Origin of the sequence: Streptomyces sp. NBC_01267 (assembly GCF_036241575.1) — a bacterium.
GTDB lineage: Bacteria > Actinomycetota > Actinomycetes > Streptomycetales > Streptomycetaceae > Streptomyces.
Genome location: NZ_CP108455.1, coordinates 7,581,458 through 7,596,386, shown reverse-complemented (window position 1 = coordinate 7,596,386; position 14,929 = coordinate 7,581,458). Strand labels below are relative to the sequence as shown.

Genomic DNA, 14,929 nt, shown 5'->3' with positions numbered 1-14,929 from the left:
GGGTCTAGACCAAGACTGGTGCACGACAGGCAAGCCCGGTGGCGGCGGGAGTCTTCGGCGAGCCAGGCCTTAGGGTCGGACCCAGTCGTTCCGACACGGTATGGAGGGTCTGTTGCAAGCCGTAGCCCTGCCCCTGTTCGATCCCGGCGCAGGTCAGGGAGCTCGTCAGTTCGCCGAACTGGGCCTGGCTCTCCTGCTGTCGACGCTCATCGGCGCCGAACGAGCCACCAGACAGAAGAGCGCGGGACTGCGTACCCACACCCTGGTCGGAGTGGGAAGCGCCCTGTTCATGGAGGTGTCGCAGCACGGCTTCAACGCGGTTCTCGCCCTGAACAACGTCTCCTTCGACCCGTCACGGGTCGCGGCCCAGGTGGTCTCCGGGATCGGCTTCATCGGCGGCGGCCTCATCTTCGTACGCCGGGACGCCGTACGGGGGCTGACCACGGCTGCCACGGTCTGGCTCACCTGCGCCATCGGGATGGCCTGCGGCGGGGGGCTCGCCCTGCTGGCTGTCGGCGCGACCGTGGTCCACTTCCTCGTCGCCCAGGGCTACCCGTGGCTGACCCGGCGCATCCCCTCCATCGCGACCTCGGAGCAGACCCGGCTGCATCTGGCGTACACGATCGGCACCAGCGTGCTGACCCGAATCCTGGAACGCGCAACTGCCCAGGGATTCCAGGTCGTTCAGGTACGCGTGGACCGCAGCGACGAAAAAGCACCGCAGGACACGGAACTGCGGCACGACGAGGCCGGGACCGCGTTCGTGCACATGGACGTCGAGGGGACCGGCAGTGTGCACCAGCTGGTGGCGGAGCTGTCCGAGTTCGAAGGGGTGCTGAGCGTCTCGTCCGTCAAGGGCGAACTCGCCGAGTGAGCCCGGCGTACAGCGGCCCCGGGCGGCGGAACCCGGATGTACCGGATCCCACCGCCCGGGGCCGAGGTCGCCGTAGGCAGCGAACGAGGCGGGCGCGGAGCGGCGCGGTCAGGTCTTCGGCGGATCGCTCTGGTCACCCTTGGCGCCGAACTGGTTCTTGACCTGGTCCTGGGCCTTGTCGACCTGACTGGTGTACTTGCCGTCGGTCTTCTTGTCGACGGCGTCTCCCGCCTTGTCGACCCCCTTCCCTGCCTGGTCCTCATGGCCCTTCATCATCTGCTTGAGCTTGTCCAACATGGACATGAGTTGTCCTCCTCGCTGCGTTTCCCCCGCCACTCCAGGGTGTGCGCACTTGGCCCAGGGCGCATCCGGACCGGGCGCGGGGAGCGGAAGTCCGCTCTCAGCGGGTACGGAGCCCACCGGCTGCGGGGTTCCGGGGGCCGCGCCGGACCCAGCCGAGCACGATCACGGCGGACACCGCGGCGAAGGCACACCAGGTGGAGACGAATTCCAGCTTCCAGAGCAGGAAACAGACCGCTGCCCCGGCCGCGACGACAGCGCCGAACAACCGCAGCAGCGGATCACCCGCGAGCAGCAGAGATCCGACGGTGGCCAGCAGGTAGCCGACGACGATCAGCCACGGAAGCGGCAGATCGACGACGTATCCGAGGGTGTGGCCACGGACCTCGGCCGTGACGGGCCGGACCGCGACGCAGAACGCGAGGGTGATGCCGGTGGCGAGCCCGGCCGCGGCGGGCACCAGGAGACGGCGCCGCGCGGGTGGCGGTGCGGCGAGCAGTACGCCCGCCGGCACCCACATCGCGAGCAGTGGCAGCGCGATGACCGCCCAGGCCGTGGTGGCCGGGCCCGCGCCACCACCGGAGTTCCAGACGGCCGCCTCGATGATCTGGTGGATCCCCAACAGCAACGGCAGGGCCGCCAGTGGCAGATCCCGGATCCGGCGCACCTGTGTCAGACAGGCCACTCCGACCGCGGCGATACAGGAGCCCGCCACCACATCGGCCGTCGGACTCCAGCACATGGCGCCTCCCCGTGATCAGGAACGTGATCGGGAACGTGATCGGGAACGTGATCAGAAACGTGACCGGAATCCGGCACCGGAAGCCGGCACCGTCCGTCCCGTACCCCGGTCCGGCGGCCGGGCACCATCGGGGACCGTGACAGGTGGCGCCCCGCCGGACGGCCGCTCACAGCAGCCGTTCGTTCGGGCGGACCGGCAGTGCGAGCGACAGCGCCGCCACAGCCAGCAGGGGTGGCGGCAGCGCCGCCCAGGCCGGGGCCCAGGTACGGAGCGCTGCTGCGCACACCGCGCCGGCCACCAGAGCGGCGAGCCGGGCCCCGGCCCGGCCGCCGCCCGCCGGATGCGTCAGAAGGGAGCTGAGCGTGCCGGTGAAGTACGTGGTCGGAGCCCCCGCCGGACCTGCGGCGAGCATCGCGGCGGTCTGGAGGCCCATCGCCACGGACAGTACGGCGATCAGCGCACCACGTCCGGCACCGTCCGGGTGTCCGCCGACAGCCGCCCAGACAACGCCCACGGAGGCGAGCAGGACGACTTCGACGGCGAGGCAGGCATACACCCTGAGCGTCCAGCCGCTTCGCGCTGCTCCCGTGCCGGGGCCGAGGCCGGGGCCGGGACGAGAGGCAGGGCTCAGGCCGGGCCCAGGACGTGAGGCAGGGCTCGGGCCGGGGGCGCCCTCGATCCGGCGGCCCCGGCGGCCTTCGCTCCGGCAGAACCAGCCGCCGCCCCTCACGGCCAGTGAGAAGCCCGCCAGCGCGGCCAGCGGAAAGGCCGCGTCCCCCGGAGAACCACTGCCGAAACCGATCGCCATCAGGATCAGATTTCCGGTCATCACTCCTGCGAAGACATGCCCCAGAGCGATGAAGGCCAGTGCGTCCACGGCTCCCGACGCCGCCGCGAGAAGGGGCAGCACCACGGCGTCCGACCGCCGGCCGGTACCTGACTTCTGCAAGATCGACCTCCGAGCCCATGCTCGCCGCTTTCGGCAGCGGGCACAACGCCAGACGTCCGGAGCACCTTGGCACGACAGTGCAAACCAGAAACCCTCCGCGTTTCACTCGGATGGCCTAACGCGGCGCCATCTTCGCAAGAGGGGCCCGAGAGTGCGCCAACCGCGCCTCCCGCCCCCGGCGGCAGTCGTACAGGCCCGTTCGTGGTTGCCGGGAGGCGGAAATGAGGACCCGATGGAAGAACGCGTGCATCCGCGGGCGGGGCCGTCCGAGCCTCTGCCGGACCACGTACAAGGGAGTGATCACAGATGGCAGCCGACTTCCGCAGCCCCGATGAACTGACCGGCCTGATGGTCTACGACATCACCGGGGACAAGATCGGCGGCGTCGAGCAGGTCTACCTCGACGACCAGAGCGGTCGTCCCGAGTGGGCGACCGTGAAGACCGGCCTGTTCGGCACCAAGGAAACCTTCATCCCCCTCGAAGGTGCCCGGCGTGAGGAGAACGCCCTGCACATCCCCCACGCGAAGGAACTCGTCAAGGGCGCCCCGCGCCTGGACGCCGAGCAGCACCTCGATCTCGCCCAGGAGCAGGAGCTGTACGAGCACTACGGGCTCACCCATCCGGGAGTGGCCGGCGGCGTCGCGGGCGTGAGCAACAAGCGGGCCACCAGCCCCATGCACGGGGAGGCCGCGGACACCGCGGGCACTCGCGGGACGGCGAAGGCCACCGAGGGCACGGACACCCGTGCGGCGAAGCCGGCCCAGAGCGCCGGCGGCATGTACGGCGGGCTCAACTCCCCCACCAGCACCACCACCGGCGCGCGAGGCGGCCAGAGCAGCGCAGCCGCGATGAGCGCGCGCGCGGGCGCGGACGCCGACATGGAGAAGGCCGGCGCCAACGAGGAGCTCATCCGCTCCGAGGAACAGCTGCGGGTCGCCACCGAAGAGCATGTGTCGGGGCGGGCGCGGCTGCGCAAGGTGGTGGTCACGGAGAACGTGACGACCACCGTCCCGGTCAGCCACGAAGAGGTCCATGTGGTGCGTGAACCGATCAAGGAAAGCGACCGCACCGCCGCCGAACGGGCTCGCATCGGTGAGGCCGAATCCGAAGTGATCCTGCACGCGGAACGGCCGGTCATCCGCAAGGAGGCCGTGGCCGTCGAACGGGTCCGGATGGAGACGGAGAAGGTCACGGAGCAGAAGGAAGTCTCCGCGGAGGTCCGCAAGGAGCAGATCCAGTACGACGACGGTCAGGGCACGCAGGAACACGGCGACATGAAGGGCACCGGCCACTGAGCCGTCGGCCCGACGCGTTCCGGACCGGCCCCGGCGGCACGGTCGGCCCCGCACGACGGAGGGTGGTGCGGCTCCCCTGCGGAGCCGCACCACCCTCCGTCGTGCGGTTGGCTGTGACCCCGCCTCCTCACCCGGCAGTACACCTGGCGTGGGGCGGGCCCATCGAGCTCGAACGACCACGGAGTGACTGCGCCCATGCCCCAGTTCCGGCCCGCCCCGGGCCCGCGCGTGACCGGCTTCCGCATCGAACGGTTCAGTGCGCTGTCCCCGGACGAGGCCTGGCACAGGCTCACCCGGTGGGAGCTGCACGCGGCACATGTACCGCTGACCAGGATCAGAGTCGTCACCCCGGGTCCGGCCGGAACCGGGACCGGATTCGTGGCGCGTACCGGACTGGGCCGGGTCGGGTTCGACGATCCGATGGAGGTGGTGCGCTGGGAGCCGCCGGTCCCCGGCCGCGCGGGGGTCTGCCGTCTGGAGAAGCGCGGCAGGGTCGTGCTGGGCCGGGCCGAGATCGAGGTGATTCCCACGGATACCGGGTGCCGGGTCGTGTGGCGCGAGGAACTCCGTATCGCCGGGCTGCCGAGGATGTTCGACGGGCTCACCGCGTGGTCGGGCCGGTTGCTCTTCGGCCGTGCGGTGGCCGGGCTGCTCCGCGAACAGGACGCCGCCGAGGGGTGATCCACCCTCCAGGGCCGTCGTGAACGGGCCGCCCGGCACCACACGTGCCCTGCGCGGCTGAACTGCCTACGCAGGGCACGGTGGGAATCAGCACGGCCCCCGCGGTGCGGTGAGCACCACGGAGGCCGTCGACCGGCTAGGAGGTGGTGTCCACGAGCTCCGCGAACCGCACGTCCTCGACCCGCCGTTGCGGCAGCTCGGGGCTGTCGGCCGTCAGACTCTGGAGCGCCGCCGCGGAGACGGCCGGGGTGGGCGTACGGGGGCCACAGGGATGCCCGACGGCCGCTTCGGTACGGACCGTGAACCACACGACCTTGCCGTCCTCGGTGGCGTGCGTGCCCCAGCTGTCGCTGAGGGTGGCGACCATCGGCAGCCCCGTGCCGAGTGTGACCAGCGGGCTGGCGCAGCGCAGCTGCGGCAGCTGCGGGCTGGCGTCCAGCACGGCAGCGGTCAGGTTCCGGCCGGTCCAGCGCAGTTCCAGGGTGCAGTGCTTGTCCTCACCCGCGTGCCGATGGACGTTGGTGAGCAGTTCACACACGCCCAGACTGACCGGCTGGATCAGCTCTTCGAGCTGCCAGTGGCGAAGATGCGCTGCGACGATACGCCGGACCTGCGGCACCCGGGCGGGTGTTGCTTCCAGGTCCAGTACGTACTCGCGAGGTGCTTCAGTGATCACGACTGCGTCTCCTCATCAGGGTGAGCGGCGATGGGCCGACCTCACCTCGTCTGACATGACAGCCCCGAGGACACCGAAAGTAATGGGATGAACACACTCTGACTTCCACCAGGGTCACCCCATCCGGGTGAATTCGCAACGCGCAGCCACCACACCGCCCTGACCTGGGTCTTTCACCTCCCCCACGAGGACCGGATCAACCGGGAACAGCGCTGGAGCGCCATCTGTGGGCGGCCATTCGACCCGGCCGCCCACAGGTGCGGCTCAGGAGAGCGTCAGCTCCGGGTTGTACAGGTCGAGCCAGAGCGCGAGATCGAGAGTCCGCTCCAGACCTCGCCGGGACGCCTGGGTGATCTGCGGGACCTCGCGGCCCGCGGCGCGGCGTACCCGCTCCGCGTCGACGAGCTCGAAGACCCGGTGGGACGGGTTGGACAGCAGTTCCTTGGCATGCTCCTGGAGAGCGATGGCGTACTTGGGGTCCTGGGTGGAGGGGTACGGGCTCTTCACCCGGTCGTAGACCGACTTCGGCAGGACGTCCGCCGTCGCCTCCCGCAGCAGGCTCTTCTCCCTGCCGTCGAAGGACTTGAGGGACCAGGGGGCGTTGTACACGTACTCCACCAGGCGGTGGTCACAGAACGGAACCCGGACCTCCAGGCCGACCGCCATGCTCGCCCGGTCCTTGCGGTCGAGCAGGATCCGTACGAACCGGGTGAGGTGCAGATGGCAGATCTTGCGCATCCGGTACTCGAAGTCGCTCTCGCCGCCGAGCCGTTCGATGCCCGACACCGCACCCGCGTAGCTCTCACGGATGAACGACGGAAGGTCGAGCGCGGCTGTCACATCCGGGCGCAGCACACCGGCGTCGTCCCCGAAGTGCTGGGCGAAGCGCACCAGCCAGGGGAACATGTCGGCGTTCCTGGCCTCTTCGTCGAAGAACTGGAGGTAACCGCCGAAGACTTCGTCGGCCGACTCCCCCGAGAGTGCGACGGTCGACTGCTCCCGGATGGCGCGGAAGAGCAGGTACAGGGAGGCGTCCATGTCGCCGAAGCCCATAGGCATGTCGCGGGCCCGGATCATGTGGGAGCGCACATCCGGGTCGGCCAGCGCGTTCGAGTCGAGCACGATGTCGCTGTGGTCCGTACGGGAAGCACGTGCCACATCGTGGACGAAGGGGGTGTCGGGGGTGCCACGCAGTTCGTCGGCGACGAAGTTCTCCGCCTGTCCGACGAAGTCGACGGCGAAACTGCGGACCGTCTCGCCGGTCTCGGCGAGCTGGCGGGCCGCGATGGCGGTCATCGCGGAGGAGTCGAGACCGCCGGAGAGCAGCGTGCAGCGCGGCACGTCGGACACGAGCTGACGGCGGACGATGTCGTCGAGGAGTTCACGCACCTTGGCGATCGACGCGTCCTTGTCGTCGGTGTGCGGCCGGGTCTCCAGGGACCAGTACACATGGCGGCGCAGGCCGCCGTGGTCAACGGTCACCACGGTGCCCGGTTCGACCTCGTGCATGCCCTCCCAGAAGCCGTGACCAGGAGTCTTGACCATGGCGAAGAGCTCACGCATACCGTCGAGTCCGACCTTGGCCCGCGCCAGCGGGTTGGCGAGTATCGCCTTCGGCTCGGAGCCGAACAGCACTCCGTCCGGGGTCGGGTAGTAGTAGAACGGCTTGATGCCCATACGGTCGCGGATCATCACGAGCTTCTGGTGACGGCTGTCCCAGACGGCGAAGGCGTACATGCCGTTGAGCCGTTCCGCGACACCTTCGCCCCACTCCAGATAGCCGTGGAGTACGACCTCCGTGTCGGATTCGGTGGTGAACCGATGGCCGCGTCCGGTGAGTTCACGGCGCAGCTCGGTGAAGTTGTACGCCTCTCCCGAGTAGACGATCGCGACGTCGCCCTGCGGTGTCTCCACGGTCATCGGCTGAAGTCCGCCCGGCAGGTCGATAATGGCCAGGCGGCGGTGTCCGAGGCCCGCCGGGCCGCTGATCCAGGTGCCGCGGTCGTCCGGGCCACGGCAGGACATCGTCTCCGTCATCGCGTCCAACGTCCCGGACTCGGCGCGCAGATCGCGGTCGAAGGAGACCCAGCCGGTGATGCCACACATGTGATTCCTCCTGCTTCCGATCCCGGGCCGGAGCACCGGACCCCCGCGATGAGCAGCGGATCCACGAGTGAGAGGTGCCCCGGACCGGGTCAGTTGTAATCAGCACCTATGTGACGAGCGTGTGTCACACGACTGCATGCAGTCAACGCGCCGTTAACACGGCTGCCGTCGGCTACCCGGGCATTTCAGCCGTCCGGGGCAACCGACGGCGGCACCGGCCGGAAGCGGAATCCGTGTTGTTCCCGGCGGGTGGCCGTACGTCCGCACGACGGAAGGGCATGTTCAAGCCACGGGCAAAGACTTCCTCAATCCCGCGGGATCAGGCCCCGACCGTCCCGTCGACCCCTTCGCGGAGGAAGTCGGCGTGACCGTTGTGCCGGGCGTACTCGTGAATCATGTGCAGCATGACCAGCCGCAGGGAGACGTCCTCGGCCCATCTGGCGTTGTGCGCCGTCACATCGAGCGACTCGGCGTCCCGCTCGATGCGCCGGGCGTGCTCCACCTCCGACTGCCAGGCGCCGAACGCCTCGGCACGGGTGGACCCGGTCGCGTCGTACGCCACCTGGAAGTCCTCGTCGTCCGACCACACGAGGGGAATGTCCTCGCCGTTCACCACCCGGCGGAACCAGGTGCGCTCCACCTCGGCCATGTGCCTCACGAGGCCGAGAAGTGAAAGCGCCGACGGCGGCATCGACTTGAGGCGCAGCTCGTCGTCGGTGAGACCGTCGCACTTCATCGCCAGAGTCGCGCGGTGGAAGTCGAGAAAAGCGCGCAGCATCTCCCGCTCCCCCGCGATGAGAGGCGGCCCTGTTCGTTCGGTCGTCACTTTCGGAATCCCTTCGGGGGGCAACACTTCAGGACTTCGGGACGCGCCCCCCGAAGAAGACCTGTGTCTCGACGAGTTGCCCGTCCCGTACCGTGCTCAACTCCACGTTGCGATGGCGTTCGCCGGTCTTGAGCTCGTATTCGTACATGATGAAGACGCCGTCGCCACCGGCGGGTACGACCGTGCGGATCTCCTGCCACCGCAGACGGTCCGCCGTGGGGAAACAACGCTCGAAGAACGCCGCCCTGTCGATGCGGTCGTCCTGCGGGCTGGTGAAGACGAAACTCTCCGCGATCAGCTTCTCGGCCGCTGCGCGGTCCTGAGCGATATAGCTCTCCAGGCACTTGCGCACGACATCTGCATTCGGCTGCTGTGACATGGTGACTCCCTCGTCGCACGGATTCGGGTCATACCGATTCGGGGCGTACGGATTCTGGGCGTACGGATTCTGGGCGTACGGATTCGGGTCTTCTGGTTGTACGAAACCCGGCCCCGAGAAGGTACGTGTTCCCCCATGAGTCGGGCCCGCAGGTGTTTTCTACTTCTGCCGGGAGGCCCCGGTGCTGCGGATCTGCAGCTGCTCCAGGCGGCTCTCCAGCAGCTGAAGGGCCCCACGCTGACGTCCGGGAACCCGGCGGCGCAGCTCGACGAGGTCCGCGGCGAGCTCATGGGCCCGCCCCGCCTCCGTTATCTGGCCCCATTCGTGGTGCGCCCGGTCCACGGCCGCCTCGACCTCGGGGTCGTTCTCGGCCTGTCCACCGGAGAGACGCGCACCGGCGGCCATCATCCACAACTCACAGCTGCGGGCGGCGTCCTGGGCGAGGTGGGCGAGGTCGGCCCGCACCTCCAGCCAGTGGAGTGCCTGCCCGGAGCCCGGTCCGTATGTGCGCAGCGCCTCGCTCTCCCAGGCGGCGGCTGCGGCGGCGGCCTCGGTGTGCCGACCCGCGTGGGCCGCCGAGAGGATCGCCGGGTGCGGATCGGGCGTGGCAGCTACGGCGGTGGGCGGTGGCGCCCCTGCGGCGGCGTCCCTGCTGACCTGCGGCGGGACGGCCGCTCGTGCGCTCGGCTGCTCCACACCGAACGCGGGGGCCGACGGGGCGCCCGGTGCCGGGCCGAACAGCAGGGCGCCTTCGGATCCGCTCTGTGCCACGGCCAGTTCGTGGAGTTGGTCCATCGGCGGTCGGGCCCCGCTGCGCCAGATCTCGGCCATGGCCTTCAGATAGCCGGGGGCGCCGGTCGTACGGCGTCCGGGCGGCGGCGCGACACGCCCGTACATCCGGACCCCGGGGCCCAGACCGATACCGCCACCGGTGAGCTGCTGCCAGGCTTCGGCGTCGGCCACCAGGTCCACGACCACCGTCGTGCTGCCCGGCGGCCGGATTCCGAGTTCGGTCGCCAGCCAGTGCCACGGCAGGCCGGTGTAACGCACGGTCGTCGGCGTCGTACGGGCGAGCGCCAGGTGAATCAGGCGTTGTTTACGGTCGAGTTGCAGTTGTCCCGCGATGTACAGGAAAAGCGGGCCGGGGGTCGCCGCGACGGCGCGCACCCTGGTCAGCACGGTCTGCGGCTCCCTCGGATCCGCTAGTTCGACGACGGTCGCGACCTCGGTGCCGGTGAGCACGCTCGGGGGCACCACGGCGAGCGTCGCCAGCACCGATGTCGCGTCTGTCAGACGGCCTTTGCCCTCCGGAGCGGCTGCGAGCAGCAGCGCGGTTCCCGGTGTCCTGTCGTCCCCGTTGATCACCACACCAGAACCGTAGCCGGTGGGAGGCGACATCAGAACCGCAGGCTTTGGCTCCGGTTTACGGACGGGTGGTTCATAAACCCGGAGCGGCTCCGGGAACGGCTCACGGAGCCGACTCACTTCTTCTCGTGGGCGACCGCCAAGGACGCCAGCCAGCTGGCCACCTGAACCTCGGTGGCGGCCTTGTCGACACCCGTATCGGCGAGCACCCCGTTACCGTCCTCGAATTCGAGGAGCGCGAGCAGGACGTGCTCGGTACCGATGAAGTTGTGCCCGAGCCGCAAGGCTTCCCGGAAGGTCAGCTCCAGCACCTTCCGCGCGCCCGCGTCGTAAGGAACGAGATCGGGCACCTCGTCGACCGCAGGCGGCAGAGTGGCGGTCACGGCCTGGCGCAGGTCGTCCAACCGCACGCCCTGCGCCACGATCGCCTGGGCACCGAGGGCCTCCGGCTGGGTCAGGAGCCCCAGCACCAGATGCGCCGGACCGATTTCGGCGTGGCCGGCCGCTCGGGCCTCGTTCTGCGCCGCCATCACGACGTTCTTCGCCCGGTCCGTGAATCGGCCGAACCCCTGGCTGAGGTCGAGAGGTGGCGCCTCGCCGCCCGCCTTGGGGACGAACCGCTTCTGAGCCGCCTGCCTGGTCACACCCATGCTCTTGCCGATGTCCGTCCAGGAGGCGCCCGAGCGCCTCGCCTGATCCACGAAGTGGCCGATCAGGTGGTCGGCCACATCGCCCAGGTGGTCGGCGGCGATGACTGCGTCGGTCAGCTGTTCCAGTGCGTCGGAGTGAGCCTTCTTGATGGCCTCGATCAGGTCGTCGAGCCGGACCGGATTCGCCATGGGAGTTGGATTCACCATGTGTCAACCTTAGGTTGACAGTAGGCGGGTGTCAACCTGGGGTTGTCACTGATTCCGGTGTCGAAGCGGGAAGTGGTGACGGGAAGTGGTGATCATCCAACAGGGACGGACGCCGCCCGCCGCGGGCTTCGGGCCTGCCCGTCAGGCCACGGTGCGACGCACCGGGTCGGCGGCCGTTCCGGGGCCCGGGGCCACATCTCGCCGGGAGGCCCCTCGCCCGCCCTTCCTCGGCGGATCGAGGCATCGCCGCCGTTCCACGACCACTCCCCTCCGGACGGGGAGCCGGCCGGTCCGCGCGGGCTTCGTCCAGCGCGAGAATCAGGCTCCCGCGATGCCACAAGATCTCGTCCGGGTCGTCCGCCGACAGCAGCCGCTCCACCACCTCCCGCGCCACCGGAGAGTCCGGCAGCTCCCGAACGGGCTCCGGCGGCCGGAGCCTGCTCAGGTACGCGCGCTCGCACGGATCATCCACCACCTCGGCGAGCTGCACCGGATCGAGGGCACCGGCTGCCACCGCCGCCCGAGCCCAAGGATCCTCGGCCAGTCGCAGCAACAGCCCCAGACGGCGCCCACGCCAGTTGCGCGCTCGCCAGTCCTCCCCAGCGGCAAGCCTTTCCCGCAGCACCTCCGGGGTACGGCCCGTGAGCAGTTCCGGCTCGCGGGCCGCGAACTCCCTTACTTCTTCGGCGAGATACATCCAGACCACCGCGCGGTAGCGGTTCAGCCAGAACCTGACCGGCGTGAAGCAGCCCGCCCTGGCCAGCCTGGTGAAGCGGGCCGGGCCGACACCGATGAGCCCGGCCGCATCGGCCGTACCCACCGTCCTCACCCGCTCCCGCAGTGCATCGGGGAACCCCTTGAGCAACTGGAGCCGGCCGATCTCGTCACGCGTGACGCGGCGCCGCCCCCCGCCCACGCCCGGCGTGGACCGGATATGCCCGAGCTGCACGGCCAGATCGAACTCGCCCCGCCTCAGCCCGAGTTGCTGAGCCGCGTGACCGAAAGTCAATGACGCGACCGATGTGGCGAGCGCCGCGGTCACGGCACCACGATCCGCTTCGGTTACCGACATGAAGCCCTCCCCCATGAGGTACGAATACTCTCTGTAATCACCGTAACTCAGGGGAGCCGCTGCCCGCCCGGCCTGTGGACAACTCTCCGGACCGGGCGAACAGCGCAGGTCAGCCGCTTCTCACCAACGCGCGGTGGGGGTGTCGTCGGGCTGCCGGGCAGCAACAGCGAGGTGCTCGCCGACCCGGTTGACGAGCAGAGTCATCTCGTATGCGATCTGTCCGATGTCCGCGTCGGCGGTGCCCAGAATGCAGAGGCAACTTCCTTCACCCGCCGCCGTGACGAAAAGGACTCCTTCGTCGAATTCGACCATCGTCTGCCGGACTCTGCCGGTCCGGAAATGCCGCCCCGACCCCTTGGCGAGGCTGTGCATGCCTGAAGCAACAGCTGCGAGATGTTCCGCGTCCTCCTGGGCGAGCTCCTTGCTCGCTCCGGTCACCAGCCCGTCGTTGGACAGCACCAGTGCGTACCGCACGTGATCGACCCGGTTCGTCAGGTCGTCCAGAAGCCAGTCAAGTCCCTTGCTCAGCGCCATGTCCCGCCCCTCCCCGTTCAATTCGTTCCCCGTGTCCATGTATGACGGCCAGCCTTCACCACTGCCGCGCTCCGGGCAAGAAGACACATTCCCGGAGCGTTCGGTTCGCGATGCCGTCCAGGACGGCCGATGATGTCGCCATGGCACAGCAGATGAGTGAAGACCAGTGGCGTGCGTTCGTCTCGGAGTCCACGCGCACGGCCAAGCTGTCGACCGTACGGGCGGACGGCAGCCCGCACATCGCGCCTGTCTGGTTCGTCCTCGACGGCGCGGACCTCGTGTTCAACACGGGCAGGGGAACAGTCAAGGGGCACAACCTCGCACGCGACGGACGCGTCGCGCTGTGTGTGGACGACGACCGGCCGCCGTTCGCGTTCGTGGTGATCCAGGGGCGCGCGACGCTGAGTGAGGACCTGGACGAGGTGGGTCTCTGGGCCGGTCGCATCGGAGCCCGGTACATGGGCGCGGAGCGCGCCGCGGAGTTCGCCGCCCGCAACGGCGTACCGGGCGAGCTCCTCGTCCGCGTGACGATCGAGAAGGTCCTCGCCCAAGCCCGGGTAGCGGATTGAGGACCGGCCCGCCGGCCCCTCGCCGCTGGGCCGAATGCCCCTGGGATCACTCATCCGCATGAGGAAACCAATCCGGCGGGCCATCGGTTCCGAAGACCAGAGCGTGACGAAAACACCCAGCAAGTGGATCCGCCTGCCACTGGCAGCGCTCTCCGGGCTGCTCGCCGGCTACGCGGCGCTCGCCGTCGCGGAACTGGTGTCGGCGGCGGTCCGCCCCGAGTCGGAGCCGATCGTCGCGGTGGGCGCCGCAGCCATCGACCGCACTCCCCCGGGGCTGAAGGACTGGGCGATCCGCCATTTCGGCACCAACGACAAGCTGGTGCTCCAGCTCGGCATCCTCGCCGTTCTTGCCGTCATCGCCGCGCTCCTCGGACTCCTGGCGCTGTACAACCGCCGGGTCGGCGCGAGCGGCGTGCTGGTGTTCGGTGTCGTCGGGGCCTCCGCAGCGACCACCCGCCCCGACTCGACCGGTCTGGTGGACGCGGTGCCCTCGGTGGTCGGCGCGGTGGCCGGGGCCCTGCTGCTGTACTGGCTCGCCGGACGGCTCACCTCGGCCTTCCCCTTCCGGAGGTCCGGGCACCCGGCGCCCTCGGAGGCCGGCTGGGACCGCCGGGGCTTCGTCGTCGCGGCGACCGCCGCAGCCGCCGCGTCCACCGGCGCCGGGATCCTGGGCAGGGCGCTCAACGACGCCAAGGGGAACAACGCCGTCGCGTCACGGAACGCCGTACGGCTGCCCAGGCCGACGTCCCCGGCGGCTCCCGTGCCGAAGGGAGCCCAGGTCCGGGTCCCGGGCGTCAGTTCCTTCATCACTCCCGACTCCACGTTCTACCGGGTCGACACCGCACTGGTCGTGCCCAAGGTCGATGCGAACAGCTGGAAGCTGCGCATTCACGGCAAGGGCGTCACCCGCCCGCTCACGCTCGACTTCAGGGACCTCCTGCACCGGGACCTGATCGAGCGGACGATCACTCTGACCTGTGTGTCGAACGAGGTCGGCGGGCCGTACGTGGGCAACGCCCGCTGGATCGGTGTCAGGCTGGCCGATGTCCTCAAGGAGGCGGGTGTGAAGCCGCCTTCCCGGGGCGGCCCGGCGAACCAGCTGGTGGCCCGCTCCGTGGACGGAATGACGATCGGGAGTCCGGTCGAGGACCTGATGGACGGCCGCGACGCGATGCTCGCCCTCGGCATGAACGGTGAGCCGCTCCCCTTCGCGCACGGCTTCCCGGTCCGGATGGTCGTCCCCGGCCTGTACGGATATGTCTCCGCGTGCAAGTGGATCCAGGACATCGAACTCACCACGTTCGACGCCTACAACCCCTACTGGGTGAACCACGGCTGGTCCAAGCAGGCACCCATCAAGACGGAGTCACGGATCGACACGCCCAAGTCCTTCGCCCGCCTCAAGGCGGGCACCACCGTCATGATCGCCGGAGTCGCCTGGGCACAGCACCGTGGCATCGAACGCGTCGAGGTACGCATCGACGACGGACCCTGGAGCAAGGCCCATCTGGCCGCTCAGGACACCACGGACACCTGGCGCCAGTGGTCCTTCCCCTGGAAGCCCACTTCGTCCGGAACCCACACACTGACCGTCCGCGCGACCGACCGTACGGGCGCGACCCAGACCGGCAAACGCGTCGGCACCATCCCGAACGGCGCGACCGGCTGGCACTCGGTGGTGGTGACAGTGGAATGACCGGGCG

16 protein-coding genes are annotated in these 14,929 nt (G+C 69.4%); 5 read left to right on the top strand and 11 right to left on the bottom strand.

Features of this window, described 5'->3' with window-relative positions; genetic code table 11:
* Positions 1 to 112 precede the first annotated feature (112 nt).
* Complete coding sequence (locus tag OG709_RS33810) at positions 113 to 874, top strand: MgtC/SapB family protein (RefSeq protein WP_250301547.1); 762 nt, start codon at positions 113 to 115, stop codon at positions 872 to 874.
* 108 nt (positions 875 to 982) lie between these two features.
* Here OG709_RS33810 and OG709_RS33805 read toward each other — a convergent pair whose 3' ends face one another.
* The 3 genes from OG709_RS33805 to OG709_RS33795 form a co-directional block, all read right to left on the bottom strand.
* Positions 983 to 1,177, bottom strand: a complete 195-nt coding sequence (locus OG709_RS33805) for an antitoxin (RefSeq protein WP_250301548.1) — start codon at positions 1,175 to 1,177, stop codon at positions 983 to 985.
* Positions 1,178 to 1,274: 97 nt separating this feature from the next.
* The gene (locus OG709_RS33800; RefSeq protein WP_329168877.1) at positions 1,275 to 1,916 is read right to left on the bottom strand and encodes a DUF6629 family protein; all 642 of its coding nucleotides are present in this window, start codon (positions 1,914 to 1,916) and stop codon (positions 1,275 to 1,277) included.
* 166 nt (positions 1,917 to 2,082) lie between these two features.
* Positions 2,083 to 2,865: a DUF1275 family protein gene (locus OG709_RS33795; protein WP_266645428.1), complete on the bottom strand. Its 783-nt coding sequence runs from the start codon at positions 2,863 to 2,865 to the stop codon at positions 2,083 to 2,085.
* Positions 2,866 to 3,171: 306 nt separating this feature from the next.
* Between OG709_RS33795 and OG709_RS33790 the strand changes: the two genes are divergently transcribed.
* Positions 3,172 to 4,161 (top strand): PRC and DUF2382 domain-containing protein, encoded by a 990-nt coding sequence (locus OG709_RS33790; protein ID WP_326693507.1) that lies wholly within the window; start codon positions 3,172 to 3,174, stop codon positions 4,159 to 4,161.
* Positions 4,162 to 4,389: 228 nt separating this feature from the next.
* The gene (locus OG709_RS33785; RefSeq protein WP_250301766.1) at positions 4,390 to 4,842 is read left to right on the top strand and encodes an SRPBCC family protein; all 453 of its coding nucleotides are present in this window, start codon (positions 4,390 to 4,392) and stop codon (positions 4,840 to 4,842) included.
* 136 nt (positions 4,843 to 4,978) lie between these two features.
* Here OG709_RS33785 and OG709_RS33780 read toward each other — a convergent pair whose 3' ends face one another.
* The 8 genes from OG709_RS33780 to OG709_RS33745 all read right to left on the bottom strand — a co-directional run bounded on the left by OG709_RS33780 (position 4,979) and on the right by OG709_RS33745 (position 12,657).
* Entirely contained in the window at positions 4,979 to 5,518 is a 540-nt protein-coding gene (locus OG709_RS33780; protein ID WP_250301552.1) for an ATP-binding protein, read from the bottom strand.
* Between the two features lie 264 nt (positions 5,519 to 5,782).
* Positions 5,783 to 7,624: an asparagine synthase (glutamine-hydrolyzing) gene (gene asnB / locus OG709_RS33775; RefSeq protein WP_266645433.1), complete on the bottom strand. Its 1,842-nt coding sequence runs from the start codon at positions 7,622 to 7,624 to the stop codon at positions 5,783 to 5,785.
* A gap of 319 nt (positions 7,625 to 7,943) precedes the next feature.
* Positions 7,944 to 8,450 carry a DinB family protein gene (locus tag OG709_RS33770; protein WP_250301554.1) on the bottom strand — a complete coding sequence of 169 codons (507 nt, stop codon included), beginning with the start codon at positions 8,448 to 8,450 and terminating at the stop codon, positions 7,944 to 7,946.
* A gap of 28 nt (positions 8,451 to 8,478) precedes the next feature.
* Positions 8,479 to 8,829 (bottom strand): nuclear transport factor 2 family protein, encoded by a 351-nt coding sequence (locus tag OG709_RS33765; protein ID WP_329168871.1) that lies wholly within the window; start codon positions 8,827 to 8,829, stop codon positions 8,479 to 8,481.
* A 159-nt stretch (positions 8,830 to 8,988) separates the two neighbouring features.
* Positions 8,989 to 10,197, bottom strand: coding sequence for a hypothetical protein (locus OG709_RS33760; protein WP_329168869.1), 1,209 nt, complete (start codon positions 10,195 to 10,197; stop codon positions 8,989 to 8,991).
* A gap of 113 nt (positions 10,198 to 10,310) precedes the next feature.
* Positions 10,311 to 11,051 (bottom strand): Clp protease N-terminal domain-containing protein, encoded by a 741-nt coding sequence (locus OG709_RS33755; protein ID WP_329168866.1) that lies wholly within the window; start codon positions 11,049 to 11,051, stop codon positions 10,311 to 10,313.
* A 31-nt stretch (positions 11,052 to 11,082) separates the two neighbouring features.
* Entirely contained in the window at positions 11,083 to 12,123 is a 1,041-nt protein-coding gene (locus tag OG709_RS33750; protein ID WP_329168865.1) for a DUF6397 family protein, read from the bottom strand.
* Between the two features lie 120 nt (positions 12,124 to 12,243).
* Positions 12,244 to 12,657, bottom strand: a complete 414-nt coding sequence (locus OG709_RS33745) for a roadblock/LC7 domain-containing protein (protein ID WP_250301559.1) — start codon at positions 12,655 to 12,657, stop codon at positions 12,244 to 12,246.
* Between the two features lie 140 nt (positions 12,658 to 12,797).
* Between OG709_RS33745 and OG709_RS33740 the strand changes: the two genes are divergently transcribed.
* A complete protein-coding gene (locus tag OG709_RS33740; protein WP_250301560.1) occupies positions 12,798 to 13,226 on the top strand; it encodes a PPOX class F420-dependent oxidoreductase in 429 nt (142 codons plus the stop codon).
* A gap of 58 nt (positions 13,227 to 13,284) precedes the next feature.
* Positions 13,285 to 14,922, top strand: a complete 1,638-nt coding sequence (locus OG709_RS33735; protein ID WP_266645441.1) for a molybdopterin-dependent oxidoreductase — start codon at positions 13,285 to 13,287, stop codon at positions 14,920 to 14,922.
* Positions 14,923 to 14,929 lie beyond the last annotated feature (7 nt).